The 24,295-nt window shown below is 61.8% G+C and carries 24 protein-coding genes; 16 read left to right on the top strand and 8 right to left on the bottom strand.

The genetic code is table 11. The annotated features are described in order from the left end of the window. Window positions 1-27 precede the first annotated feature (27 nt). The 3 genes from ACR0EZ_RS12470 to mdoH are packed head-to-tail and all read left to right on the top strand — an operon-like array spanning window position 28 to window position 4,609. Entirely contained in the window at window positions 28-1,248 is a 1,221-nt protein-coding gene (locus tag ACR0EZ_RS12470; protein WP_480613449.1) for an OpgC family protein, read from the top strand. Then, window positions 1,245-2,744 (top strand): OpgD/OpgG family glucan biosynthesis protein, encoded by a 1,500-nt coding sequence (locus ACR0EZ_RS12465; protein ID WP_480613447.1) that lies wholly within the window; start codon window positions 1,245-1,247, stop codon window positions 2,742-2,744. The genes ACR0EZ_RS12470 and ACR0EZ_RS12465 overlap by 4 nt, the downstream gene beginning before the upstream one ends. Further along, a complete protein-coding gene (gene mdoH, locus ACR0EZ_RS12460; protein WP_480613445.1) occupies window positions 2,741-4,609 on the top strand; it encodes a glucans biosynthesis glucosyltransferase MdoH in 1,869 nt (622 codons plus the stop codon). Before ACR0EZ_RS12465 ends, mdoH begins: the two co-directional genes overlap by 4 nt. Here mdoH and ACR0EZ_RS12455 read toward each other — a convergent pair whose 3' ends face one another. Together ACR0EZ_RS12455 and ACR0EZ_RS12450 are read right to left on the bottom strand one after the other, a co-directional pair. Beyond that, window positions 4,610-5,434, bottom strand: a complete 825-nt coding sequence (locus ACR0EZ_RS12455) for a CE1 family esterase (RefSeq protein WP_480613443.1) — start codon at window positions 5,432-5,434, stop codon at window positions 4,610-4,612. Beyond that, the gene (locus ACR0EZ_RS12450; RefSeq protein WP_480613441.1) at window positions 5,431-5,904 is read right to left on the bottom strand and encodes a rhodanese-like domain-containing protein; all 474 of its coding nucleotides are present in this window, start codon (window positions 5,902-5,904) and stop codon (window positions 5,431-5,433) included. Before ACR0EZ_RS12450 ends, ACR0EZ_RS12455 begins: the two co-directional genes overlap by 4 nt. Before the next feature lie 222 nt (window positions 5,905-6,126). Between ACR0EZ_RS12450 and ACR0EZ_RS12445 the strand changes: the two genes are divergently transcribed. From ACR0EZ_RS12445 to selD, 7 genes are read left to right on the top strand one after another with little or no spacing between them, the layout of a single operon-like run. Further along, the gene (locus tag ACR0EZ_RS12445) at window positions 6,127-8,997 is read left to right on the top strand and encodes a monovalent cation/H+ antiporter subunit A (RefSeq protein WP_480613439.1); all 2,871 of its coding nucleotides are present in this window, start codon (window positions 6,127-6,129) and stop codon (window positions 8,995-8,997) included. Next, window positions 8,997-9,356, top strand: a complete 360-nt coding sequence (locus tag ACR0EZ_RS12440) for a Na+/H+ antiporter subunit C (RefSeq protein ID WP_480613437.1) — start codon at window positions 8,997-8,999, stop codon at window positions 9,354-9,356. The genes ACR0EZ_RS12445 and ACR0EZ_RS12440 overlap by 1 nt, the downstream gene beginning before the upstream one ends. After that, window positions 9,353-10,882, top strand: a complete 1,530-nt coding sequence (locus tag ACR0EZ_RS12435) for a monovalent cation/H+ antiporter subunit D (protein WP_480613436.1) — start codon at window positions 9,353-9,355, stop codon at window positions 10,880-10,882. Before ACR0EZ_RS12440 ends, ACR0EZ_RS12435 begins: the two co-directional genes overlap by 4 nt. Continuing rightward, complete coding sequence (locus ACR0EZ_RS12430; RefSeq protein WP_480613434.1) at window positions 10,882-11,379, top strand: Na+/H+ antiporter subunit E; 498 nt, start codon at window positions 10,882-10,884, stop codon at window positions 11,377-11,379. The genes ACR0EZ_RS12435 and ACR0EZ_RS12430 overlap by 1 nt, the downstream gene beginning before the upstream one ends. Further along, window positions 11,376-11,645, top strand: a complete 270-nt coding sequence (locus ACR0EZ_RS12425; protein WP_480613432.1) for a K+/H+ antiporter subunit F — start codon at window positions 11,376-11,378, stop codon at window positions 11,643-11,645. The genes ACR0EZ_RS12430 and ACR0EZ_RS12425 overlap by 4 nt, the downstream gene beginning before the upstream one ends. A gap of 7 nt (window positions 11,646-11,652) precedes the next feature. Further along, window positions 11,653-12,039: a Na+/H+ antiporter subunit G gene (locus tag ACR0EZ_RS12420; RefSeq protein WP_480613430.1), complete on the top strand. Its 387-nt coding sequence runs from the start codon at window positions 11,653-11,655 to the stop codon at window positions 12,037-12,039. 5 nt (window positions 12,040-12,044) lie between these two features. Continuing rightward, a complete protein-coding gene (gene selD, locus ACR0EZ_RS12415; protein ID WP_480613428.1) occupies window positions 12,045-14,204 on the top strand; it encodes a selenide, water dikinase SelD in 2,160 nt (719 codons plus the stop codon). On the opposite strand, the gene mnmH is transcribed toward selD, so the two are convergent. Both mnmH and ACR0EZ_RS12405 read right to left on the bottom strand, forming a co-directional pair. Further along, entirely contained in the window at window positions 14,195-15,247 is a 1,053-nt protein-coding gene (mnmH, locus tag ACR0EZ_RS12410; protein WP_480613426.1) for a tRNA 2-selenouridine(34) synthase MnmH, read from the bottom strand. The two genes, selD and mnmH, sit on opposite strands and share 10 nt — an antisense overlap. A gap of 43 nt (window positions 15,248-15,290) precedes the next feature. After that, window positions 15,291-15,956, bottom strand: coding sequence for an SOS response-associated peptidase (locus ACR0EZ_RS12405; protein ID WP_480613424.1), 666 nt, complete (start codon window positions 15,954-15,956; stop codon window positions 15,291-15,293). Window positions 15,957-16,011: 55 nt separating this feature from the next. On the opposite strand from ACR0EZ_RS12405, the gene ACR0EZ_RS12400 reads away from it, so the two are divergent. Further along, window positions 16,012-17,664 carry a tetratricopeptide repeat-containing sulfotransferase family protein gene (locus tag ACR0EZ_RS12400; protein ID WP_480613422.1) on the top strand — a complete coding sequence of 551 codons (1,653 nt, stop codon included), beginning with the start codon at window positions 16,012-16,014 and terminating at the stop codon, window positions 17,662-17,664. 39 nt (window positions 17,665-17,703) lie between these two features. Here the strand turns inward: ACR0EZ_RS12400 and ACR0EZ_RS12395 are convergent, their stop codons facing one another. Beyond that, window positions 17,704-19,290: a bifunctional metallophosphatase/5'-nucleotidase gene (locus ACR0EZ_RS12395; RefSeq protein ID WP_480613420.1), complete on the bottom strand. Its 1,587-nt coding sequence runs from the start codon at window positions 19,288-19,290 to the stop codon at window positions 17,704-17,706. Window positions 19,291-19,397: 107 nt separating this feature from the next. Here ACR0EZ_RS12395 and ACR0EZ_RS12390 point away from each other — a divergent pair, with 107 nt between their 5' ends. Genes ACR0EZ_RS12390 through arsC form a run of 4 tightly spaced genes read left to right on the top strand, consistent with a single transcriptional unit; the run spans window position 19,398 to window position 21,557 of the window. Further along, window positions 19,398-19,736: a DUF952 domain-containing protein gene (locus ACR0EZ_RS12390; RefSeq protein ID WP_480613418.1), complete on the top strand. Its 339-nt coding sequence runs from the start codon at window positions 19,398-19,400 to the stop codon at window positions 19,734-19,736. Continuing rightward, window positions 19,733-20,164 (top strand): DUF1330 domain-containing protein, encoded by a 432-nt coding sequence (locus ACR0EZ_RS12385; RefSeq protein WP_480613416.1) that lies wholly within the window; start codon window positions 19,733-19,735, stop codon window positions 20,162-20,164. The genes ACR0EZ_RS12390 and ACR0EZ_RS12385 overlap by 4 nt, the downstream gene beginning before the upstream one ends. Beyond that, window positions 20,161-21,219, top strand: coding sequence for a quinone-dependent dihydroorotate dehydrogenase (locus ACR0EZ_RS12380; protein ID WP_480613414.1), 1,059 nt, complete (start codon window positions 20,161-20,163; stop codon window positions 21,217-21,219). Before ACR0EZ_RS12385 ends, ACR0EZ_RS12380 begins: the two co-directional genes overlap by 4 nt. Continuing rightward, window positions 21,216-21,557 (top strand): arsenate reductase (glutaredoxin), encoded by a 342-nt coding sequence (gene arsC, locus ACR0EZ_RS12375; protein WP_480613412.1) that lies wholly within the window; start codon window positions 21,216-21,218, stop codon window positions 21,555-21,557. The genes ACR0EZ_RS12380 and arsC overlap by 4 nt, the downstream gene beginning before the upstream one ends. Here arsC and ACR0EZ_RS12370 read toward each other — a convergent pair. From ACR0EZ_RS12370 to ACR0EZ_RS12360, 3 genes are read right to left on the bottom strand one after another with little or no spacing between them, the layout of a single operon-like run. After that, window positions 21,554-22,870 (bottom strand): MATE family efflux transporter, encoded by a 1,317-nt coding sequence (locus ACR0EZ_RS12370; RefSeq protein WP_480613410.1) that lies wholly within the window; start codon window positions 22,868-22,870, stop codon window positions 21,554-21,556. The two genes, arsC and ACR0EZ_RS12370, sit on opposite strands and share 4 nt — an antisense overlap. A gap of 2 nt (window positions 22,871-22,872) precedes the next feature. After that, window positions 22,873-23,391 (bottom strand): PaaI family thioesterase, encoded by a 519-nt coding sequence (locus ACR0EZ_RS12365; RefSeq protein WP_480613408.1) that lies wholly within the window; start codon window positions 23,389-23,391, stop codon window positions 22,873-22,875. 1 nt (window position 23,392) lies between these two features. Then, window positions 23,393-23,812, bottom strand: coding sequence for a PaaI family thioesterase (locus ACR0EZ_RS12360; RefSeq protein ID WP_480613406.1), 420 nt, complete (start codon window positions 23,810-23,812; stop codon window positions 23,393-23,395). A 113-nt stretch (window positions 23,813-23,925) separates the two neighbouring features. On the opposite strand from ACR0EZ_RS12360, the gene ACR0EZ_RS12355 reads away from it, so the two are divergent. Next, window positions 23,926-24,294: a MerR family transcriptional regulator gene (locus ACR0EZ_RS12355; RefSeq protein ID WP_480613404.1), complete on the top strand. Its 369-nt coding sequence runs from the start codon at window positions 23,926-23,928 to the stop codon at window positions 24,292-24,294. Window position 24,295 lies beyond the last annotated feature (1 nt).

Genomic DNA, 24,295 nt, shown 5'->3' with positions numbered 1-24,295 from the left:
AAAAAGACCAAGAAGGACAGAAACCGTATGGCGACAGTATCGCCCGCTTCTGATTTTGCGCAGGTTGCGGCTTCGGCCGCAGCCCCGGTTGCGCGCACCCGCGATCCGCGATTGGATTTCTATCGCGGCATCGCGATGTTCATTATCCTGATCGCGCATATTCCCAACGATCCCTGGGCCAACTGGATTCCGGCGCGCTTCGGGTTCTCGGACGCGACCGAGATTTTTGTGTTTTGTTCCGGCATGGCCTCGGCCATAGCCTTTGGCGGTGCTTTTGCGCGCAGGGGCTGGTGGATGGGCACGGCACGGGTCGCGTTCCGAATTTGGCAGGTCTATTGGGCCCATATCGCGCTGTTCTTCTTTGTCGCCATGTCGATGGCCGCGCTGGATCAATCCGGGCTGTTCGAGAAAACTTACATCTCGTCCCTGAACCTGCAGCATTTCTTCAACGATCCCGCACCTCAGATCATTGGATTGTTCACCCTGACCTATGTGCCGAACTACTTTGACATCCTGCCGATGTATCTGGTGGTTCTGGCGATGATGCCTTTGTTCATGGGCCTCTCGCGGATCGGGTTCTGGGCGGTTGCCGCCACGTCGATCGTCATTTGGCTGGTCGCGCAGTTCGGCGTTCTGGCCCTGCCCGCCGAGCCGTGGTCGGAGCGCCAGTGGTTCTTCAACCCCTTCGGCTGGCAACTGCTGTTCTTCACCGGCTTTGCCTTCATGCGCGGCTGGATACCGGCCCCGCCCGTCTCGAAAACGCTGATCTGGGCCGCTGCGCTGTTCCTGATCCTGTCCATGCCCTTCGGGTCGTGGAAGGTGTTCACCTGGATCAACGCCGCATTTCCCGATCTGGCCGAAGAAATCCGTAAGGTCTGGCCGATCACCAAAGAGCTTCGCAACAAGACCGAGTTCGGCCTGTTCCGTTACATCCATTTCCTGTCGCTGGCCTATCTGGGCTGGGTTGTGGCGGGGGAACATGGCCACCGCCTGATCGCCTCGGGGCACAGCGCCGGTGCGCGGGTCTGGCAGGTGGTGCTGACCCTGATCACCAAGGTTGGTCAGCAATCGCTTGCGGTTTTTGTTTTCTCGATGGCTGCGGCCCGTCTGATCGGCGTGGTTCTGGACCAGACCGGGCGGGATGTTGCCAGTGTGTTTGCGGCCAACATGATTGGCTTTGCCATGATCATCGGTGTGGCCTATCTGGCCGCTTGGTTTAAGTCCCAACCCTGGAAATCGAAAAAATGAATTTCACCCGTCGCGCATTTCTGGCATCGACTTCGGCACTCGCCTTTGCCCCGGCCACCTTTGCCGTGGGCGGGGATGTGCCCTTTGACCGCAACGACGTGATCGCACTGGCGCGCGAGATGGCCAGCCGCCCCTATGCGGAACGCGAGATGGTCCCGCAGGAATGGCAGGACCTGACCTACCAGCAATACCGCTCGATCCGGTTCCGGCTGGACCGCGCGCTGTGGTACGAGACCGAGACGCCTTTTAACGTCGATTTCTTCACCCCCGGCCTGTATTTCCCGCGCACCGTCAAGGTCTCGACGGTCGAGGACGGGATGACCACCCCGGTCGCCTTCGATCTGGGAATGTTCGACAAGTCCGAGGATGTGCCGACCCTGCCCATCGACGACACGCTGGGCTTTTCCGGCCTGCGCCTGCGCACCGAGATGCACCGCCCCGGCAAGACCGACGAATTCTGCGTCTGGCAGGGGGCCAGCTATTTCCGCGCCATTGGTCTGCACGAGGTCTATGGCCTGTCCGCCCGTGGTCTGGCCCTGAAAACCGGCGACCCGGATGGTGAGGAGTTCCCCGAATTCATCCGTTTCTGGCTGGAACGCCCCAAGCCCGGCCAGCGCAACATGGTCGTCCATGCCCTGATGGACAGCCCCAGCGTGACCGGGGCCTATCGCTTCGACGTCACCGCTGGTGCCGACTGCATCATGGACGTCGAGGCCACGCTTTTCCCGCGTGAGGAACTGCCCCATGTGGGCATCGCCCCCGGCACCTCGATGTTCCTGTTCGACCAGACCAACCACAGCCGGTTTGATGATTTTCGCCCTGCCGTGCATGACAGCGACGGTCTGCTGATCCGCAACGGCGCCGGAGAGGTGCTGTGGCGGCCTTTGGCCAACCCGACCCGGCTGCAGATTTCGTCCTTCGTGGATATGAACCCGCGCGGGTTCGGCCTGATGCAACGTAAGCGCAAATTCTCGGACTATGCCGATCTTGAGGCGAACTACCACAAACGCCCCGGCCTGTGGGTCGAGCCCAATGGCGATTGGGGCAAGGGCACCGTCACGCTGGTCGAAATTCCTGCGGATCAGGAGATCTACGACAACATCGTCGCCTACTGGCGCCCGATGGAGCCCTACGCCGCAGGCAGTCAGGTTGACCTGTCCTACCGCCTGATCTGGGGTGAGGAACCCCAGCGCACGCCGATGCCGCGTGTGATCAACACGGCAATGGGTGAAAATACCTTTGGCGAGGGCCGTCTGGCCGTAATCGACTTTGAAGAAAGCGAGCTGTTCGACGAACCCGAGGCGATGACGATCTTTGTGAACTCGCCCCATGCCGAAACCTCGGACGGCGTTCTGCAGCGCAACCCCGACACGGGCGGCCTGCGGCTGGCGTTTTCGTTCCAGCCGGGTGATCGCAATCACGTGGAACTGCGCGCGCAGTTGCTGAAAGACAAACAGCCGGCCTCGGAAGTCTGGCTTTACCGTTGGACCACATGAGCCGCGATCTGCATATCATGCCGTCCGAGGCCCCTCTGGCGATGCCGGCGCAGGATTTCAGCGCGGGTTTCCGGGATGCGCAGGTGCCGCAGGGCAAGCGCACCTCGGCCGGGTTCTGGCGTGCCTTGGCGTTTTCGCCCGCAATGGCAGCGACGCTGGGCCTGTTGTGGGTCATGAGCGACTGGTTCGGGGCCGAGGGGATCAATCTGGTCGAAGGCATCCTGCTGACGCTGATCTCGTTCAACTTCTTCTGGATCACTTTCACGGTCTGTACCGTGCTGCTGGGCATGGCATCGCTGTCACGGCAGGAGCAGCCCAAACGGCAGGGCCGCCCGCAGTCCCTGCGCGTGGCACTACTGATGCCGGTTTACAACGAAGTGCCGTGGAACGTTCTGGGCAACGCCCGCACGATGCTGGAAGACCTGCGTGCGCGGGGCGGTCAGCACCATTATGCGATGTTCATCCTGTCCGACACCCGCGACCCCGAAATCGCAGCGCAGGAACAGGCCAGTATCGAGGCGTTGCGCACCACCCTCGCCCCCGGTTTGGAACTGTATTACCGCCGCCGCCCGCAAAACACGGACCGCAAGGTCGGCAACATCGCCGATTGGGTCAGCCGCTGGGGCGCCGATTGGGATGCGATGCTGGTGCTGGACGCCGACAGCCTGATGACCGGGCGGGCAATCACCCGCCTGACCGATGCGCTGGCACGCGATTCCGGCGCGGGCCTGATTCAAAGCTACCCGCAGCTGATCGGCGCGCAGTCGGTCTTTGCCCGGATGCAGCAGTTTGCCAACGGCGTCTACGGCATAGCCTTTGCCGAAGGTCTGGCCCGCTGGTGCGGGCAGGAGGGCAATTATTGGGGCCATAACGCCATCATCCGCACGCGGGCCTTTGCCTCGAGCGCGGGCCTGCCGAAACTGCGCGGGTTCAACGGTCAAGACAAGCTGATCATGAGCCACGATTTCGTCGAAGCCGGCCTGCTGCGCCGCGCCGGATGGGGCGTGCGCTTCCTGCCGCGCATCCGCGGTTCCTATGAAGAGACACCGCCCACCCTGATCGACCACGCCCTGCGCGACAGGCGCTGGTGTCAGGGCAACCTGCAACACCTGAAACTGCTGGGCTCGGCGGGTTTCCGTGCCGTATCGCGGTTCCACATGTTCCACGGCGCGGTGGGTTACCTGATGTCGCCGCTGTGGTTTGCCCTGCTGGTGATGTGGGCGCTGATCGGTCAGGGCGAGGATGCCTCGGTCCTGCATTATTTCAGCCCCGACAACCCGCTGTTCCCGCAATGGCCCGAGATGTCGGAAACCCGGCATGTGCTGATCATTCTGGTGATGTACGCGATGCTGCTGGCCCCCAAGGTGCTGGGCGTGCTGGCCCTGCCGCTGAGCGGGGTGCGCTATTCCGAATTCGGCGGCGGGCGCAAATTCCTAACATCCTTCCTGGCCGAGGTCGTGCTGTCGATCCTCTACGCACCGATCCTGATGGTTCAGCAGATGATCGCGGTGATACGAACTACCTTTGGCATCCAGAAAGGCTGGACACCGCAGGCGCGCGATGGCGGCAGGTATAACCTGCGCACGCTGATCCTGTGCCACTCATTGGAAACCATCAGCGGCGTGGCGCTGAGCGCCGGCATTCTGGCCGGGCTGGTCTCGGTCTGGCTGGCCCCGATTGCTATCAGTCTGGCGTTTGCGATCCCGCTATCCGCGCTGAGCGGTGTGTCTGCGGGTGCGGCGCGGCGGATGGTCGGCATGCGTGAGGATGTGCGTGAACCGGCGATCACCCGTTCGGCCCGCCGTCACCGCGATGAGTTGAAGCGCCTGATCGAGGGCAAGGGTACCATGACCCCGGCGGAATGATCAGCCGCCGGGCAGCCCTTCGTACCAGTCCACCATCATGTCCGCCCAGCCTTTGGGAACGGTATGCCCACCGGGGAACAGGGCAAATTCCAGCGCGCCGCCGTCTGCGCAGCCGGTCCAATAGCGGCGCATGAACTGGTCCGTGGTGGAAAACCCGCTGGGCTTGGTATCGACGCAGCCATTGGCGACGCGCCAGATTTCCAGCCCGGCAAAGATATCGCCCTGATGGAATCTGCCACCGCCCAGAAGCCGCCCCTCGAGCGGTACGACATTGTCGGTCCAGCCATGGGTGTGGAACAAACGCACCGGGCCATCGCAGGATTCGGGGTGCGGTCGCCAGAATCCGCCGGACACGGGGACATAGGCCGAGAACGTATCGGGCGCGGCGCAGGCGAGGTAATAGACCATGAACGCCCCCGCCGAGAACCCGCCCAGAACGACCCGCTCAGAATCGACACCGAACCTGTCTGCGGCGTCCTGAACAACCTCGGTCAGAAAGGCGGTTTCGTCCCGGTCGCCAAAACCCGGATAGAAATTCCAGCTTTTGACCCCGGGCCGGTTTTCCCGCTCCAGCCCTTCGGGGGCCATCACCGCGTATCCCCGCGCCAGCAGAGGGTCGACCATGCCGCGATTTTTCATCGTCCCGGTGCCGCTGCCGCCATAGCCATGCAGAAAGATCACCAGCGGCGGGTTCTCGGCCTCGGGCAGTTCTATGAAATACCCGCCGGATGCGGTTTCGCACATCTCATCCGCGCCGCCGCAAGCGGCCAAAGCCGTCTGGCCAGTGATCGCAAGGCACAGGGCCAACCCGTATTTCACGCTCATCCTGTTTCCTCTGTAAATGCCTCAACCGGTAATCCGGCACGCACCCAGCCGGGGCCTGCCGCTGATCCCAACATGCCCTCGGGCACGTCAATAATATTGGTAAACCCGGCCTGTGTCAGTTGATTGCTCAAACGAGCCGAGCGGACACCGCGCGCGCAGATCAGCGCCACAGGCGCGCTTTGATCTCCGCCCACAAGCTGCGTCAGGGCCACCACAAAATCGTCGCGCCGCATGTCCAGCGGGTGGGCCCCTTGGCCTACACCCGTCGCCCGCCATTCCCGCGGCGTTCGGATATCCACCAGCACAATCTCACCGGCCAGGGCCTGCCGATGGGCCCAGGCAACCTCAAGCTGGCCGCCCCCGTAGGCTTCTGGGATCAGGCGATATTCCCGGATCGCAAAGCCCGCGGCAATGGCGGCGCAACTGCCCAGCACCACCCATCTGCGGGTTTTGATTCCTGTGTTCGCCATGCCGCATTCTCCAAAGCCGACAGGCCGGTTTTACCACAGCAAAGGCGGCATTGCCGCGTTGAAATCAGGCCCGCGGATCAAGTTCACGTCATTTTTTCAGATTGGGCTGAAACGCGTGTTCTGCACCCAGAACTCTGTGAATTGCTTGCAAATTCTGGACAGCCAATAAATTATCCTTAGAAAATCGACAGAACGCAGACCGCCAAGACCGGAGTATCGCACTTGTCCCTATTCCTTATCGCGGCCCTTCCCTTTCTCGGAGCTGTCTTTCCAGCCCTCCTGATCCGGGCAGGACGAAACGCAGCAGCTTCGGCGGCGGGATTGACCACATTCCTCGCGCTTATGGGCCTGCTGATCCATATCCCTGCCGTCATGAGGGGTGAGGTCGTCACCGCCCGTTTCGACTGGATACCGGGGCTGGGGCTGAACGCGAATTTCATGCTGGACGGGCTTGGGTTTCTATTCGCCCTTCTGATCCTTGGCATTGGCCTGCTGATCATCCTTTATGCCCGTTTCTACCTGTCGCGCGAAGACCCGATGGGGCAGTTCTATACCTATCTGCTGCTGTTTCAGGGCGCGATGGTCGGGATCGTTCTGTCCGACAACATCCTGCTTTTGCTGGTTTTCTGGGAGCTTACATCGCTTAGCTCATTCCTGCTGATCGGGTACTGGAAGCACCTGCCCGAAGGGCGGCAGGGCGCGCGGATGGCACTGGCGGTCACCGGTGGCGGCGGGCTGGCGATGATTGCAGGGATGCTGATCCTCGGCAATATCGTGGGGTCCTATGATTTAAGCGTCATTCTGCAGAACAAGGAACTGATCCAGGCCTCGCCCCGCTACATGCCAGCGCTGATCCTGATCCTGCTCGGCTGTTTCACCAAATCGGCGCAGTTCCCGTTCCATTTCTGGCTGCCTCATGCCATGGCCGCGCCCACACCGGTTTCGGCCTATCTGCACTCGGCCACGATGGTTAAGGCCGGGCTGTTCCTGATGGCGCGCATGTGGCCGGTGCTGGCGGGGACCGAGGCGTGGTTCTACATCGTTGCAACCACCGGGCTGGTGACGATGCTGATCGGGGCGGTGATTGCCCTGTTCAAGGACGACCTGAAGGCGCTGCTGGCCTTTTCCACCGTGTCCCACCTTGGGCTCGTGACCATGCTACTGGGCTTCGGCACCAAATTCGCAGCCGTCGCTGCCATGTTCCACATAATCAACCACGCGACCTTCAAGGCGGCGCTTTTCATGACCGCCGGGATCGTGGATCACGAGACCGGAACGCGCGACGTCAAACGGCTGGGCGGTCTGCGCCACCTGATGCCGATCACTTTCACCATCGGCACCATTGCCGCGCTGTCGATGGCGGGCCTGCCGCCGCTGAACGGCTTCCTGTCGAAAGAGATGATGCTCGAGGAAACGGTCCACACCACATGGCTGCACTCGCACTATCTGGTGCCGGGTCTGGCAGTGCTGGCGGCCCTGTTCTCGGCCGCTTATTCCTTCCGATTTATCGGCCATGTCTTTCTGGGGCCGAAGCGCGACGACTATCCCGCGCATCCTCATGACCCGCCGGTCGGGCAGTGGCTGGCACCTGCGTTCCTTGTCATTCTGGTAATCCTGATCGGGCTTTATTCCGCCGCCATCGTCGGGCCGCTGGTCGCGGTCGTGTCCAGCGCGGTGATCGGGGGAGAAAAGCTGCCATACTACTCGCTGAAACTGTGGCACGGATTCACGCCTGCGCTGTTCATGTCAGCCGCCGCAACGGTGGGCGGTCTGGCCCTGCTGGCCGTGCACAAGCGGGGCGAACAGATTTGGAACGCCCTGCCCCGTCCCGAAGCCAAGGTTATCTTCGAGGCGATCATCCTCGCTTTCACCCGGCTCAGCCGCTGGATCACGGACGAGCTGCATAACGGTGTCCTCAGCCGCTATGCCATCATCTTTGTCGCTTTCACGGTCGGGCTGGGATACTACGCCTATTCGACCGGAACCATCGGAGTTGAAACCCGGGTTCCGCTTCCGGCACAGATCATTCCGATCATCGGCTGGATTTGTCTGGTCGGCGCGACGCTGGGCATCATGTGGTTCCACCGCAACCGCCTGCTGTCACTGGTGCTGATCGGTGTCGTCGGCCTGATCGTTTCGGTCGCGTTCAACTACCTTTCGGCCCCCGACCTTGCGCTGACTCAGATCTCGGTCGAGGTGGTGACGATGATCCTGCTGCTGCTGTCGCTGAACTTCCTGCCCACCCAAACGCCCTGGGACAGTTCCGCCGCGCGGCGCTGGCGCGATGCGGCTATTTCAGTGGTGGCCGGGCTGGGCACCGGGGCGCTGATCTACGCGATCATGATGCGCGACTTTGCGTTTCCGACGATCTCCGACTTCCACCTCGCGAACTCGTACAAGGGCGGAGGCGGCACCAACGTGGTCAATGTGATCCTGGTGGACTTCCGGGGCTTTGATACCTTTGGCGAGATCATCGTGCTGGGCATCGCCGCCCTGATTATCTTTGCCCTGACCGAGGCGGTGCTGAGCACCAATGTCCGCGGCTACCTGCTGAACCGCAAGCCGCATTGGCCGCAGTCTGGCGACTCGCATCCGCTGATGATGGTGGTCGTGACCCGTGTGATGATGCCCATCGCGCTGATGGTGGGGGCCTACATCTTCTTCCGCGGTCACAACCAGCCCGGCGGCGGGTTCATTGCCGGTCTGATCGTCGCCATCGCCTATCTGATGCAATACATGGCCAGCGGCTACACCTGGGCCATCGAACGGCAGCGGTTCTATTACCACGGCACCATCGGCTGGGGCGTTCTGATCGCCGCCGCCACCGGTCTGGGCGCGTGGTTCAACGAGCGCCCCTTCCTGACCAGCGACTTCGGCTACATCAACTGGCCGCCACTGGAAGAGTTCGAATGGGCCACCGCCATGCTGTTTGACACCGGCGTGTTCCTTGCGGTGCTGGGCGCGGTGATGCTGGCGCTGGACAGCCTGTCGCGCTTTGCATGGCAACCGGGTATGGCGCAGGAATTCCCGATGGATATCAACCCGCTGCGGGATGATCCGCCGGAAGAAGAAACTGAGAAGGAGCAGGCCTGATGGAAGCGCTCGTAGCCTCTGCCGTTGGCATTATGACCGCTGCCGGGATATTCCTGATCCTGCGCCGACGGACCTTTCCGGTCATTCTGGGCCTGTCCCTGATCACCTATGCAGTGAACGTGTTCCTGTTCGCCACCGGGCGGCTGGCGCTGAACGCCCCGGCGGTTCTGAACAAGTACAAAGAGGTCCCCTATACCGACCCGCTGCCGCAGGCGCTGGTGCTGACGGCCATCGTGATCTCGTTCGGGATGACGGCGGTGATCGTTATGATCGCGCTGTCCGCCTACCTGTCGTCAAAGGATGACCACATCGACATGACCGCGCAGGACAGCGTGGACGGCGCGGGAGAAGACGCATGAACCACTGGATCGTTGCGCCGATCGTCCTGCCCGCGATCCTGGCCCCGTTCATCATCATGGTCCTGCGATACCATCTGGACCTGCAGCGCATTTTCTCGGTCGCGGGTGTCGTCGCGCTGCTTGGGATTGCCCTGACAATCACCGCGCAGGCCGCCGGAGGGGACATCCAGATCTACGAACTGGGCAACTGGCCCGCGCCGTTCGGCATCGTGATGGTGCTGGACCGGCTGTCCGCCATGATGGTACTGCTGACCGCGCTGCTAGCCTTGCCTATCGTGCTTTACGCCATTGCATCGGGGTGGGACGAGCGCGGGAAACATTTCCACGCACTGTTCCATTTCCAACTGATGGGCGTCTGCGGTGCCTTCCTGACCGGCGATGCCTTCAACCTGTTCGTGTTCTTCGAGGTGCTGCTGATCGCCTCGTACGGTCTGATGACCCATGGGGGCGGCTCGGTGCGGCTGAAGGCGGGGGTCCAGTATGTGGCCTATAACCTGCTGGGCTCGACCCTGTTTCTGTTTGCGCTGGGCACGCTCTATGCGGTGACCGGCACGCTGAACATGGCGGATATCGCCGTGCGGGTGGCCGAGATACCGCCCGAGGATACCGCCCTGCTGCGGGTCGGTGCTGCGCTTCTGCTGCTGGTCTTCTGCATCAAGGCCGCCGTTCTGCCACTGCATTTCTGGCTGCCTGCCAGCTATGCCAACGCGCCCCTGCCGGTGGCTGCGCTGTTTGCGATCATGACCAAGGTCGGGGCTTACTCGATCCTGCGGATGTACACGCTGGCCTTCGGCCCCGAGGTTGAGGCGACCCAGGGGCTGGTCGGGGCCTGGCTGCAACCGGCAGCGCTGGTGACACTGGCGGTTGGGGCCGTCGGCATTCTGGGCTCGCAACATATCGCCCGGATGGTGGCGTTCTGCGCCATCACCTCGATGGGCACGTTGCTGATTGCGATTTCGCAATTCACACCGGGCGCGACGGCGGCGGCGCTGTATTATGTGTTCCACTCGACGCTGGCGACCGCGCTGCTGTTTCTGGTGGCCGATCTGGTCATGGAACGCCGCGGCGGGGCAATCCAGCCGACCCGCCCGATGGCGCAAAGCGGCCTGATCGCGGGGCTGTTCTTTGTCGGCGCAATCGCCATGGCCGGGATGCCGCCCTTGTCCGGCTTCATCGGCAAGCTGCTGGTTCTGGACGCCTCACGCGGTGCGCCGGACGCACATTGGGTCTGGGCCGTGATCCTGATCGGGTCCTTCGTAACCATCGTCGGGCTGGCGCGGGCCGGATCGCTGATCTTCTGGAAAAGCCACGCGGCTGAATATAGCGGCGATCCTGACACGGAACACATACCAACTGCGCCAGAGCCCAAACCGGGCCTCGCCTTCACTTCGGTGTTTGTCGTCGTGGCCGGTCTGATCCTGCTGACGCTGTTTGCAGGCCCGGCGCTTGAATACTCAAGCAACACGGCCGAGCAATTGTTCACGCCCGATCAGTACATCTCGGCCGTTTTGGGAAGGGAAGAGTAATGAAACTGCTGCACCGGATATTCCCGCACCCGCATCTGACCTTTCTGCTGACGCTGGTCTGGGTGTTGCTGGCGAACAAACCGTCGCTCAATTCTCTGGTCTTCGGTCTGATACTGGGGATCATCATCCCCTTTGTCACGCAGCCCTACTGGCCTGACCGGCCAAAGCTGCGCAACTGGCCGATGGTCGCCGAGTATATGCTTGTGGTGCTCTGGGATATCGTGATGGCCAACATCACCGTCGCCCGAATCATTCTGTTCAAACGGAACGACGACCGGCATCCCAACTGGGTCTGCATCCCGCTGGACCTGCGCACGCCCGAGGCGATCACAGTGCTGGCCGGCACCATCACGATGACGCCCGGCACGGTCAGTTGCGATCTGTCAGCGCAGGGTCACAACCTGCTGGTCCATTGCCTGGACGCCCCGGACACGGATGCGGTGCGCGACCAGATCAAGCACCGCTACGAACGCCGCCTGAAGGAGATCTTCGAATGATGGACTACGCGATTTACTTTGCATTTGCCTGTTTCGGCGCGGCGATCATGATGTGCCTGTGGCGGATCATCACCGCCGATGGCGTCGGCACCCGCGTGCTGGCGCTGGATACGATGGTCATCAACACAATCGCCCTGATGATCCTGTACGGCCTGTCTCAGAGCACCGAGATTTTCTTCGAGGCCGCCATGATCATCGCCATGCTGGGCTTTGTCTCAACCGTGGCCTACGCACGCTTCATGCTGCGTGGCAACATCATCGAGTGAGGGCAGCATGGAATTTCTGTTTGAACTTCTGATTGCCTTCTTCCTGATCGTCTCGGGCATCTTCGGCTTTGTCGGGTCGTTCGGGATGATCAAGCTGAAGGACCCGATGTCCCGCCTGCATGCGCCGACCAAGGCGACAACGCTGGGTGTGGGCGGCGTGCTGCTGGCTTCGATCGCGCATTCGGCTTTGATCGAAGGGTTCCTGTCGATGCATGAGCTGCTGATCACCCTGTTCCTGTTCCTGACCGCCCCGATCACGGCGCTGTTTATTGCCAAATGGCATATTCACCGCCATGAACAGCCCAGCGATCTGCCGGACGCGGGCGAGGATGAGATGTGGGCCACCCACGCGGTCGAGCAGGTCGAAGACGTTCCTGATCACAGTACGAACTAAGTCCGATGCATACACCTCCGCTGCCCCTGACCCGCGATCTGGTTCTGATTGGCGGGGGCCACACCCATGCGCTGCTGCTGCGCAAATGGGGGATGAACCCGCTGCCCGGCGCGCGGGTCACGGTGATCAATCCCGGCCCCACCGCGCCCTATTCCGGCATGTTGCCGGGATTCGTGGCCGGGCATTACGAACGCGGAGAGCTGGATATCGATCTGGTGCGGCTGGCAAGGTTCGCCGGAGCGCGCATCATTCTCGGGTCGGTAAACGGGATCGACACGGACCGGCGCGCGGTGCACGTGCCCGGACGCCCGCCGGTCGCGTTCGATGTGGCCTCGATCAACGTGGGGATCACCTCGGACATGCCGTCGATGCCCGGCTTTGCCGAACATGCGGTTCCGGCCAAGCCACTCGGGCCATTTGCAGCGCGCTGGTCGGCTTATCTGGCGGGCGATGGCCCAGCCTCGGTCGCCGTCATTGGCGGCGGGGTTGCCGGGGTGGAACTGGTGATGGCGATGGCGCACGCGCTAAGGACCAGGGCGCGCGCGGCGCAGGTGACGCTGATCGACAATGCGCAGGCCCTTACAGCGACGAACCCCAAGGCTGCCGCCACCATTCGGCAGGTGATGCGCGATCTTGGCGTCGAGATCGTCGAAAACGCCAAAATCACGCAGGTTGCCGATGATCACGTGGAACTAGAGGATGGCCGCACCATCCCGGCTGAGTTCGTGACCGGAGCCGCCGGGGCGCGCCCGTATGATTGGATATCGCAAACCGGCTTGGCGCTTCACGATGGGTTCGTGAAGGTCGACGGGCATCTGCAGACCAGCGACCCGGCGATATTCGCCGCCGGGGACTGCGCGCATCTTACGGAAAACCCACGTCCCATGGCCGGTGTCTACGCGGTACGCGAGGCCCCCGTGCTGTACCAAAACCTGCGGGCGGCATTGGGCGCGGGGCGCGTGCGGCGTTATGTGCCGCAGAAAGATTACCTGAAACTGATCTCGCTGGGCGGCAAATCCGCCCTGGCCGAGCGGTTCGGGACATCGCTCAGCGGCCCGCTGATGTGGAGGTGGAAGAACCACATCGACCAGTCCTTCATGAACAAGTTTCGCGACTTACCGCAGATGAAACCGTCGGCGCTGCCGCGCGATCACGCAGCAGGTCTGCGTCAGGCGTTGGGCGAGAAACCCATGTGCGGCGGCTGCGGTGCCAAGGTGGGCCGAGGCGCATTGCGCGATGCATTGGACGGGCTGCCCGGCCCCGACCGGCCCGATATTACCCCCCTGCCCGGCGATGATGCGGCCTTGCTGACAACCGGCGGTGCGAAACAGGTGATCACCTCGGACCACTTGCGGGCCTTCATCAACGATCCTGCCCTGATGATCCGCATCGCCGCCGTGCACGCACTGGGGGATATCTGGGCGATGGGTGCCAGACCGCAGGCCGCGACGGCCACCATCATCCTGCCCCGCATGTCACCTGCGCTGCAGCAGCGCACGATGGCCGAAATCATGACAATCGCCACCGAAGTCATGCGCGAGGCCGGTGCCGAAATCGTCGGCGGCCACAGTTCGATGGGGGATGAGATGACGCTCGGCTTCACCCTGACCGGCCTGTGCGACCGGGAGCCGATCACCCTGTCCGGTGGCAAGCCCGGAGACGCCCTGATCCTGACCAAACCCTTGGGCAGCGGCGTGATGATGGCCGCGGAAATGGCCGGTCAGGCAAAGGGCGCAGACGTTGCCGCCGCGTTGCGCCAGATGTGCCAGCCACAAGGCGAGGCCGCGCGCATTCTGGCGGATGCCCATGCGATGACGGACGTCACCGGATTTGGCCTTTCCGGTCATTTGCTTGGCCTCTGCGAAGCCTCCGGTTGCGGCGCGATCCTGCATCTGGATGCGGTGCCGGTGATGGACGGAGCGCTTGAACTGAGCGATCAGGGTGTCAGATCAACGATCTACCCGGACAACCGGTCCATCGCGCCCGAATTGCCATCCGGCGGCAAGACCGATCTGCTGTTCGATCCGCAAACCGCTGGCGGTTTGCTGGCCGCTGTCGGCGCAGAAGACGCCGAGGCGCTGCTAGATGCACTGCAAAAGGCAGACTACCCCGCTGCGATCATTGGTCAGTTGACGGAAGCGCCCGGTCTGCGCCTTCAGAACTGATCCAACAGGGTTTCGATCTGTGCTGCTGCAACCGTAAGACCCGTGTTATCCAGAGTTTCTACGTCGATCTTCGCAAGGATATCGACGCTTTGCGAGCGGCGGAATTTAGCATAGGCCGGGTCATAATGCTGCTCCATCAACGCCCGCGTGAGCGCCCGACGGTCGCCCGCATCGATCAACTGTAGCCAGCCGTCCACAACCTCATGCCCGCGATGGAAGCGCAGGGGCGAGAGGCGGTCGCGCAGGCGCTCGGTATCCGACAGAATGTCGTCATACGCCTTGGCCAGATAGGTCGAGCGCGCCTCGATCGAGGCCGCGATTTGCACCCGAGGCGCGGCGCACAGGGCCGTCCACAAACTTGGCGGCAGGATCAGGTTGCCGATCTTGGACGACTCGGCCTCAACCACAACGGGGCGTGCCGGGTCAAGCTGGCACAAGGCGGCGGCCAGAGCGGATTCGAACGCCTTCTGGCCGGGTTGCCCGCCGGGCCGCTCCCCCAGCAGCGAGCCGCGATGGTTGGCCAGATTTTCAAGGTCCAGCACCTGCACCCCGCGCGCCCCGAGATGGGCCAGAAGGTCGGTCTTGGCCGTACCCGTGTAGCCGTCCAACGCGACCAGCCTGTGCGGCAGAGCGTCGTTGTACAGATACGCGTTCACCAGACGGCGATAGGTGCGGTATCCGCCCTCTACCACCTCGGCCCGCCAGCCGATCTGTTGCAGCATCCAGGCAAAGGACCCCGACCGCTGCCCCCCGCGCCAGCAATAGACCAGAGGCCGCCAGCCGCCTTCATGGTGGCTGAGGCTGTGTTCGATGTGATTGGCGGCATTGCGAAACACCAGCGCCGCGCCCAGTTTGCGCGCAAGAAACGGGCTTTCCTGCACGTAGATCGTGCCAACGCGCGCGCGTTCTTCGTTGTTGAGCATCGGCAGATTGATCGCGCCCGGCAGATGATCCTCGGCAAATTCCGCCGGGCTGCGCACGTCGATCACGCTGTCAAACGGGTGCGCGTAAAGCTGGGTCAGATTGGCGAAAGATAACGGCATACCAAAGGTCTAGCCTGCCCGTTTGGGGAAGGAAAGACGGCGCTTAAATCGCCGCCGCCTCGATCAGTTCCGGACCGCTGGCCTTGTTGGAGTTCACAGCCGGATCGACGCGATGGAAGGTCAGAACATCCTCGGCCCCCGGTCGCTTCAGGCGCGCGGCCCCCTTGCCGCTTTCCCCCAGCCAGAGCGGCCAGTCGTCGGGCTCAAGGATCAAAGGCATTCGGTGGTGGATCGCACCAAGCATCTGGTTGGCTGCTGTGGTCACAATCGCACAGGTTCCCACCCGTGCGTCTTCCGGCCCCCAATCCTGCCAGACGCCCGCAAAGGCAATGGCGGCACCATCCTGCCGGTGGATATACCACGGTAACCGCGTGCCGTATTCCGTTTTGGTCCATTCGTAAAACCCTGTTGCAACGATCAGACAGCGCCTTTCCCGGCAGGCCGACCGAAAGGCGGGTTTGTCGGCAAGCGTTTCGGCCCGCGCGTTGATCAACAGGGGACCGTCTGTTTCGGACTTGTACCAGTGTGGCAAAAACCCCCATCTCAGCGCGCCTAAGCTGCGCCCGTGACCATCGGACCGCACCACATGCACCTGATTTGTCGGACAAACATTATAGTTCGGCACATCCGGCATAAAATTCGCGGGCCGCGCCGAAAACAGGCGGGCCATCGCGTCGGTGGGAAGAGTTATTGCAAACCGTCCGCACATGGGTAATGAACCATCGATACTCTTTTCATACAGGCACAAGGTCTCACGGGGTCATATGGAAAATCAAACGGCGAAATCGCTGAAGGGCAAGGCAGTTCAACTGTTGGAGGCCGGAAAGTTACCGCAGGCGCTGAAAAAGGCGCAGTTGGGTATCAAAAAATTCCCCAAGGATTCGGATTATCAGGCAATCGCCGGATTTGTTCTGACCGAAATGAAGCAGTACAAACGGTCGATCCCGCATTTTGTCGAAGCGTCGCGGATGAAACCTGACGACCCGCAATTCGTCGAAAACCTTGCCAATGCGCTGATGCAGACCGGGCAGATTGACCGGGCCCTGACCTATGCGGAACAAAAGGCCGAGAAGTTTCCCAACAACAAGGAACTCGCGCGCGTTATCGAGGAAATCAAGCTCAAGGGTCAAAATTGGCGGTCCATAATCGAATACGCGACCGAAAAGCTGAAAAACGATCCTGACAATTCCGAGCTTCTGAGCAAGCGCGCCCGGGCTTATGGCCGCGTCGGTTTTGTAGAGGAAAACACGCGCGACATTTCCAGAGCGTACGAACTGAATCCGACGGACACGAAAATTGCCTTTAACAAGGCTGTGAACCTGCACCAAAGCGGCGACAAGTCCGGCAGCGCCGCCATCTTGCAGGACATTCTCGAAGCCGAGCCGCATCACCGGCAGGCCCTGTTTCAGGCATCGACGATTGCAGACAAGGCGGATGTCCCCGAACTGCTGGAAACGATCGAAGATGCGATTGCGGAAAATGAACATGTCCTGTCTGAACTGGAATTCGCCAAGGCGCAGCTGATTTCCAAAAGCGAGGGCCTGAGCGCAGCCCTACCGCAATATGCTCGCGCCAACGCGGCCCAGCATGAGACCAACCCTTATCGCTTTGCGGCTGAAGAAAAGAAACTTGATCAGATCACGAGTATTTTCCCGGTCGGCGGTACGCCGCCCAATTCCGGTCAGTTTGATGAACCTGTTCCCATTTTCGTCATAGGGCAACCCAGATCGGGCACCACTTTGATGGAGATGATGCTGAGTTCGGTGCCAAATATTGCCGGATGCGGTGAACTGACATTGGGCGCGGACCTGTCGGATCGCTTCAGAACAGGTGAAAAGGAACTCGACACTGCCGCTGCACAAACACTTGCGCGGGAATACCGCGAGTTCATGCCCCCGATCCCGGACGATTCGATCGCCTTTGTCGATAAAATACCCCACAACTATCAACACGTTGGCTTCCTGTTGTGCGCCTTCCCCAACGCGAAGATCATCAACATGATGCGTGACCCCCGTGATGTGGGCCTGTCAAAATGGATCAGGCGCTTCCCGGCAGGTGGGATGAACTATGCCTCGAATCTTGAGGCCATCGCGCATTCTGCGAACCTCTACCGCCGCTACATGCGGCATTGGGATGAGGTGTTCGGCGATAGGATTCTGACGATCCGGTACGAAGAATTGGTTGCCGACCCCGAAACCTACAGCAGGCAGGTTGCAGACTTCTGCGAAATCGAATGGCAGGAAAGCATGATGCACCCGGAAGAGAATACCAAACAGGTGCGCACGGCCAGTATCGATCAGGTCCGCAACAAAATCTCGACCAAATCCATCGGTGGATGGCGCAAAGTGGCGGAACACATTCAACCGATGCTTGACGGGTTCGATCCCGAGCTTTGGCCGGAATATGATCTGAGCTGAAAAAAAGCCGCATCACTCTGATGCGGCTTTTTTCTTGAGTTACTTCTGTTTGATACGCCCGTCCAGATAGGGCTCGTATGGCGCGTTCTTGGCCAGATATTCAGCCGTCACATCCGCCAGATCGGGCCCGAAGTCGTAGGCGTTCTTGTCATCGCCTGCGAACATTTTGTACCCATCGCCGCCGTTGCGGACGTAGTTGTTAGAGACAACTCCATACACCTTGCCCGGATCAATCGGCTGCCATTCCCCGCCCTCGTTGACTTCGATCAGGGTGATGCGCTGATCCGTGGGGGCGCTGGCATCAAACTCGTACCGCATACCCGAAACCTGCGGGAATCTGCCGTCTTTGGCCTCATCGTCAAATTGGGCCATGCCGTTTTCCAAAGCCGCCTTGATCGTGGCGCCGTCGACCCAAAACGTCGACAGGGTGTTCTGGAAGGGAAGCACCAGCAGAACGTCGCCTTGCGTGATTTCTCCATCGCCGATGGTGGTTCTCAGACCGCCGCCATTCTGAATCGCAATCTGAACGCCCTGATCTTTCACCCGATCCAGCATTGCATCGGCGACCAGATTGCCCATTTCGCACTCTCTGTGTCGGCACGACTCTCTGGCCCCGTCGATCGGTGCTGTGGTGCTGGCCACGACGCGTTTCTTCATTTCCTCGATCGGCGCACCCATTTCCGCCACCCGCGCAGCGATATCGGGGTCGGGTGTTACCGAGGCGTCCAGCAGAATCGGTGCGCCTTCGGCCCCGGTCAGATTGCCATCGTCGTCGAAGGTCAGCGTGATCTCGCCCAGATATTTGGAATAGGCATAGGCCTGAACCACGGGCACGTCGCCGACCATAACCGGATAGGATCCCGCCGCATCCTCATCCGTGTTGGAGAGCAGCGTGTGCGAGTGGCCGCCGACCACCAGATCCAGCCCGGGGACCTGCTCGGCGATCTTCATATCTTTTCCAAGGCCAACATGGGTCAGCGCAATGACGATATCCACGCCTTCGTCGCGCAGGGCGGCAACGTCGGCGGTCAGGCTTTCGATCTCATCCTGAAAAACGACGTCCTTGCCGGGGCTTGACGTTTCCACCGTATCCGTCGCCAGCGCTGAGACGATACCGATTTTCTGCCCGCCGACATCCAGAACCACGTGGTTCTGCACCTTGTCCTTCAATTCGGCCGAGGACGACAGGTCGAGATTGCCCGAGATCACCGGGAAGCTCACCGCGTCAACAAAGGCGGCCAGGCCTTCGGGGCCATCGTCGAATTCATGATTCCCCACAGCCATGACATCGTAGCCGATGGCCTCCATGAACTCGGCTTCGGCTGCACCCTTGTACGTGGTGTAAAACAACGAGCCCTGAAACGGATCGCCCGCATCCAGCAACAGAACGTTTTCGTCCTGCATCGCCGCACGTTTGGCATCGATGGCAGTTTTCAAACGCGCAACGCCGCCAAAGCACTTGCCTTCGGCTTCGTCCTCGGCATCGCAGGTGGAATCGTATTTGTTGATGGATTCAATCCGGCTGTGGATGTCGTTTGTGTGCAGAATGGTCAGCTTGTAATCCGCAGCCGCGACGCCAGCGGTCAGGCCCAGAACGGCCACGGATGTCAGGAACCGGGTTAACATATTGAAACTCCCTGTAGTTGTTTTGCCGAATGGTGCGTCCGCGCGATCAGAGAGTCAAAGGGGAATTCCGGCTTGATTCCCCCCGCCCCCCAAGGCATCAGGAACGCATGCTGATCTACAAGATTTTTCGCGCCGACGAATGGGCGGCGCTGCAGGCTCAGGGCGCCTCGGACGGTGCGCCGATTGATGTGTCGGACGGGTTTGTGCATTTTTCCACCGCCGAACAGGCCGCTGAAACTGCCGCCAAACATTTCGCCGGTGTTGATGGCTTGACCCTGCTGGCCTGCGACGCGGATGCGATGGGCGATGATCTGAAATGGGAAGTGTCCCGCGGCGGCGCGCTGTTTCCACATCTTTACCGCCAGATTCGCGTGACGGACGTAGTCTGGTCGCGCCCTTTACCGTTTGACGGCCAGACGCATCACTTCCCGCAGGAGATGGCATGACCGCCTATATCGACCCCGAGCGTTACCAGTTCGAGGCCTTCAAGGCGCTGGACCGCGATCAGCCCATCGCGATGCTCAATCTGGTGAAGTTCCGCGACAAGGCCGACTATCCGCCGGATCACGAACTGGCGGATGCGGGGCTGACCGGGGCGCAGGCCTATCGCAACTATGGCCGCGTCACCGCCCCGATCATCGCGCGGATCGGCGCGTCGATTCTGTGGCGCGGTGCGTTCCAGACGGTCCTGATCGGACCGGCGGATGAGGTTTGGGACGAAGTTTTCATCGCCCATTATCCCTCGGCCCATGCGTTTCTGGACATGGTGACAGGCCCGGTTTATCGCGCGGCTGTCGTACACCGGCAGGCGGCTGTGGCAACATCCCGACTGATCCGCTGCGCATCGGCGGAAGGGGGAACATCGTTCGGATGAAACTGACCGAGAAACTGGGGCTGGCCGCCCTGCACAGCTTTGACCCCGAGACCGCGCATGGCCTGTCGATAAAGGCTTTGAAGTCCGGGCTGGCCCCTGCGCCGGGGCCGGTCACTTCCGCGCGCCTGCGCACCCGGATCGCAGGTCTGGACCTGCCGAACCCCGTGGGCCTTGCCGCCGGGTTCGACAAGAATGGCGAGGTTCTGACCCCTCTGTCGCGGGCCGGATTCGGGTTTATAGAAGTGGGGGCCGTTACGCCGCGTCCACAGCCGGGGAACCCAAAACCGCGCCTGTTCCGCCTGACCGAGGACAAGGCGGCGATCAACCGTTTTGGCTTCAACAACGAAGGCATGGAGGTGATGGCGCAGCGTCTGGCCCAGCGCCCCAAAGACGCGGTGATCGGGCTGAATCTGGGGGCCAACAAGGACAGTGACGACCGACCGGGCGATTTCGCCAAGGTGCTGGCCCATTGTGCCGCGCATCTGGATTTTGCCACCGTCAACGTGTCTTCCCCCAACACCGAGAAACTACGTGACTTGCAGGGCAAGGCCGCGCTGAGCGCGCTGCTGGGCGGCGTCATCGAAACCCGCGACGCGCTGCCCCGACCCTTGCCGGTGTTCCTGAAAATCGCGCCGGACCTGACCGAGGCCGAGTTGCAGGACATCGCCGAGGTCGCGCAAGAGACCAAGGTGGACGCAGTGATCGCCACCAACACCACCCTGTCTCGCGACGGGCTGCGCAGCGCGCATAAGGCCGAAGCCGGTGGCCTGTCGGGCGCGCCTTTGTTCGAAAAATCGACCCGCGTTCTGGCCAGCCTGAGTCGGTTGACCGAGGGTAGCATCCCCCTGATCGGTGTGGGCGGCATCAGCAGTGCCGAAGATGCCTATGCCAAGATTTGTGCAGGCGCATCTGCGGTGCAGTTCTACACGGCGATGGTCTATGGCGGTATCTCACTGGCCGCCGACATTGCCGAAGGTCTGGACAAACTGCTGGCCCGCGACGGGTTCGAGACCATCGCTCAGGCCGTGGGCAGTAAACGAGAGGACTGGCTGTGATTGAATACTGGCACAATCCCCGCTGCTCGAAATCGCGGGCGGGTCTGGCGCTATTGGAAGAGCGTGGGGCAGAGATCAGGCTGCGCAAATACCTTGAAGATGCGCCGACCGAGGACGAGTTGCGCGCCGCGCAATCCCTGCTGGGTATTCCCGTGTTCGAGATGATGCGCACGGGCGAGAAGCGGTTCAGGGAACTGGGGCTGTCAAAGACATCGCCTGACGCAGAGCTGATCCGTGCAATGGCGGACAATCCGATCCTGATCGAGCGTCCTCTGGCTGTTTCCGGCGGCAAAGCAGCCATCGGGCGGCCCCCGGAGAACCTGCTGGCGCTGCTTTAGGCGACCTGCGCCTCCAGCTTCGGATAGCGCCAGCCCATCGTCACACCACGCGCCGTGTTCAGCACCATCAGTGCGGCCCACAGTCCGTGATTGCCAAAGGCGGGCACCAGAACGAACAGGGCGACAACATAGATCGCAACCGACTGGATCATCGCGTTGCGCATGGCGCGGGTCCAGGTCGCGCCGATATAGATGCCGTCGTACATCCAACTGGCAACGCCGATCACCGGCGCGATGGCGGCCCAGATCAGGAATTCGCGCCCGGCTTCGCGCACCTCGGGCGAGGTGGACATAAGGTCGATCAGCGCCGGCCCGGCGACAAAGAAGATCACCGCCAACAGAACCGCCCCGCCAACACCCCATTGCGACGCCATGACCGAGGCGCGGCGCACCTGATAGCGGTCCCGCGCACCGACCGCGCCGCCGACCAACGCCTCGGCGGAAAAGGCGAACCCGTCCAACGCAAAGGCGGTGATTTCAAGGAATTGCAGCAGCACCTGATTGGCCGCCAGATTGACGTCGCCAAGGTCGGAGCCAACGAACAGGAAGGTCGTGAACGATCCGGTCAGCAGCACCGAGCGGATCATGATGTCGCCATTCACCTGCATCATCCGGCGCAGGCGCGCAGCGTCAAATATCCGCGCCCAGTCGCGCCAGAGCCTGCCCTGAAACGCATCCCGGCATAGCCAAAGGCCCAGCGCCAGCCCCGTCCACTCGGCAATCAGCGTGGCGATGGCGACGCCCTCGACCCCCCAGCCCAGCCCGAGGACAAACCACAGGTCCAGCAGGATGTTCAGACCGTTCATCCAGACCTGCAGGACAAAAACACCGCGCGTGCGTTCGACCGCGATCAGCCAGCCGGTCACTGCATATAATGCAATCGTCGCCGGTGCGCCCCAGATGCGGATTTCGAGATAGGCGCGGGTCAGCGTCTCGACCTCGGGGCTGGCCGGGGACAGGGCGAAGGCCCCGGCAAAAACCGCCACCTGCGCCACGATGAAGAACAGCCCGGCGGCACCGCCCAGCAACAGCCCTCGCATCAATAAAGCGCGGGTTTCGGTGATATCCCCTGCCCCGCGCGCCTGCGCGGCCAAGCCGGTCGTGCCCATGCGCAGGAAGCCGAAAATCCAATAGATCGCGGACAGGATCACCGCGCCAATGCCCACCGCTCCGATCGGGGCCGCCTGCCCCATCTGGCCGACCACGCCCGTATCCACCGCACCCAGAATCGGCACCGTGGCGTTGGACAGGACAATCGGCACCGCAATCTTCAGCACCCGCCTGTGCGTGATGGGCGCCGGGGCGTCCTGCATGGTCAGCCCTTGCCCTGCGCCGGTTGCGGCATCAGGAAATGGCCGGTCGCCTGCGCGAACAATCTTGCGTGATTGTCCTGCCAGGCTTCAACCCGGACCGAGGCATAGCGCCGCCCGGCGCGATTGATAAACGCCCGCGCATAGGCATCCCTCGGCAGACCCGAGCGCAGGTAGTCGACTGTAAAGTCGATGGTTTTGGGGAACCGGATGCTGTGATCGCTCAGGATGGCATCGGCGTCGATCTCGCCGTTTTCGATGCCGGGAAACATGTGTTCCCAGCTTAGGGTGATCACGGCGGTGACTTCCAGAAAGGCGGCCGTCACCCCACCGTGAATGGCGGGCAGCAGAGGGTTGCCGATCAGCTTGTCGTCGAAATTCAGAACGCCGGTCAGTTCATCCCCGCGCCGGTCGAAGCTGATGTTGAGAAACCGGATATAGGGCACGCCATCGACCAGAGCGCGCAAAGCCGCATCGCGCCGCTGCTTGACCACCTGCATCGGTTCGGGACGGGGACGAGCCATGTTACTTCCCCTCAACCGTGAAAGACCCGGTGGCGGTTGCCACAGGCCGGTCCTGATCGTCATCCATCGCCGTCGCCCTAACAAAAGCCACGTTGCGCGTGATGTGATAGCAGCTTGCCCGCGCCGTGATCGCCTGACCCGGCGCTGCGGCGCGCATATAGTCGATGCGCAGGTCAATCGTGGCCGTCCCGCCAGGGGCCGACGGGTGGCTCATGACCGCTGCGCCGCAGCACGTGTCCAGAATGGTCGAAACCGCCCCGCCATGAATGACACCGGTGCGCGGGTCGCCGATCAGGTCTTCGTTATACGGCATCGAGATTACGGCCTCGCCTTCGCCGATCCGCGTCAGCGTCAGGCCAAGCGCCCGGGCGTGGGGGATGGCCTCGATGAACTGACGGGCCAATGCTGTCTTGTCGACCATAGGGGTGCGTCCTGTTGTGTTTCCCCTTTATGAGCCGCAGTTTCCGCAAAGGGCAAGCCCGCCTGTTGCGCTTGCCGCCGCGACACCCTAGGTTGCAGGCAAGGAGAACAGGAATGTCCGACAACCGTTTGTCATTCAAAGAGATGTGCGCCGAGTTCGATGTAACGCCACGCACCCTGCGCTACTACGAATATATCGAACTTTTGCAGCCCGACCGCGAAGGCCGGTCCCGGTTTTACGGCCCCCGCGAATGCGCCCGCATGAAGCTGATCATGCGGGGCCGGAAATTCGGCTTTCCGCTGGAAGAGATTCGCCAATGGCTGCTGATCTACGAAGATCAGGGCAACAGGGCGCAGATGGCGACCTTTGTCGAAATGGCGGACCGCCAGATGGAAGAACTGCGGCAACAGCGCGAGCAACTGGATGAAGCGATGGATGAGCTCAGACGTCTGCGCGATCAGACCGAGAAATCGCTGACCTGAT

Source organism: Ruegeria sp. AK4 (genome assembly GCF_056541025.1).
The sequence above is the reverse complement of the archived record's forward strand: the minus strand, read 5'-3'. Positions and strand labels throughout refer to the sequence as shown.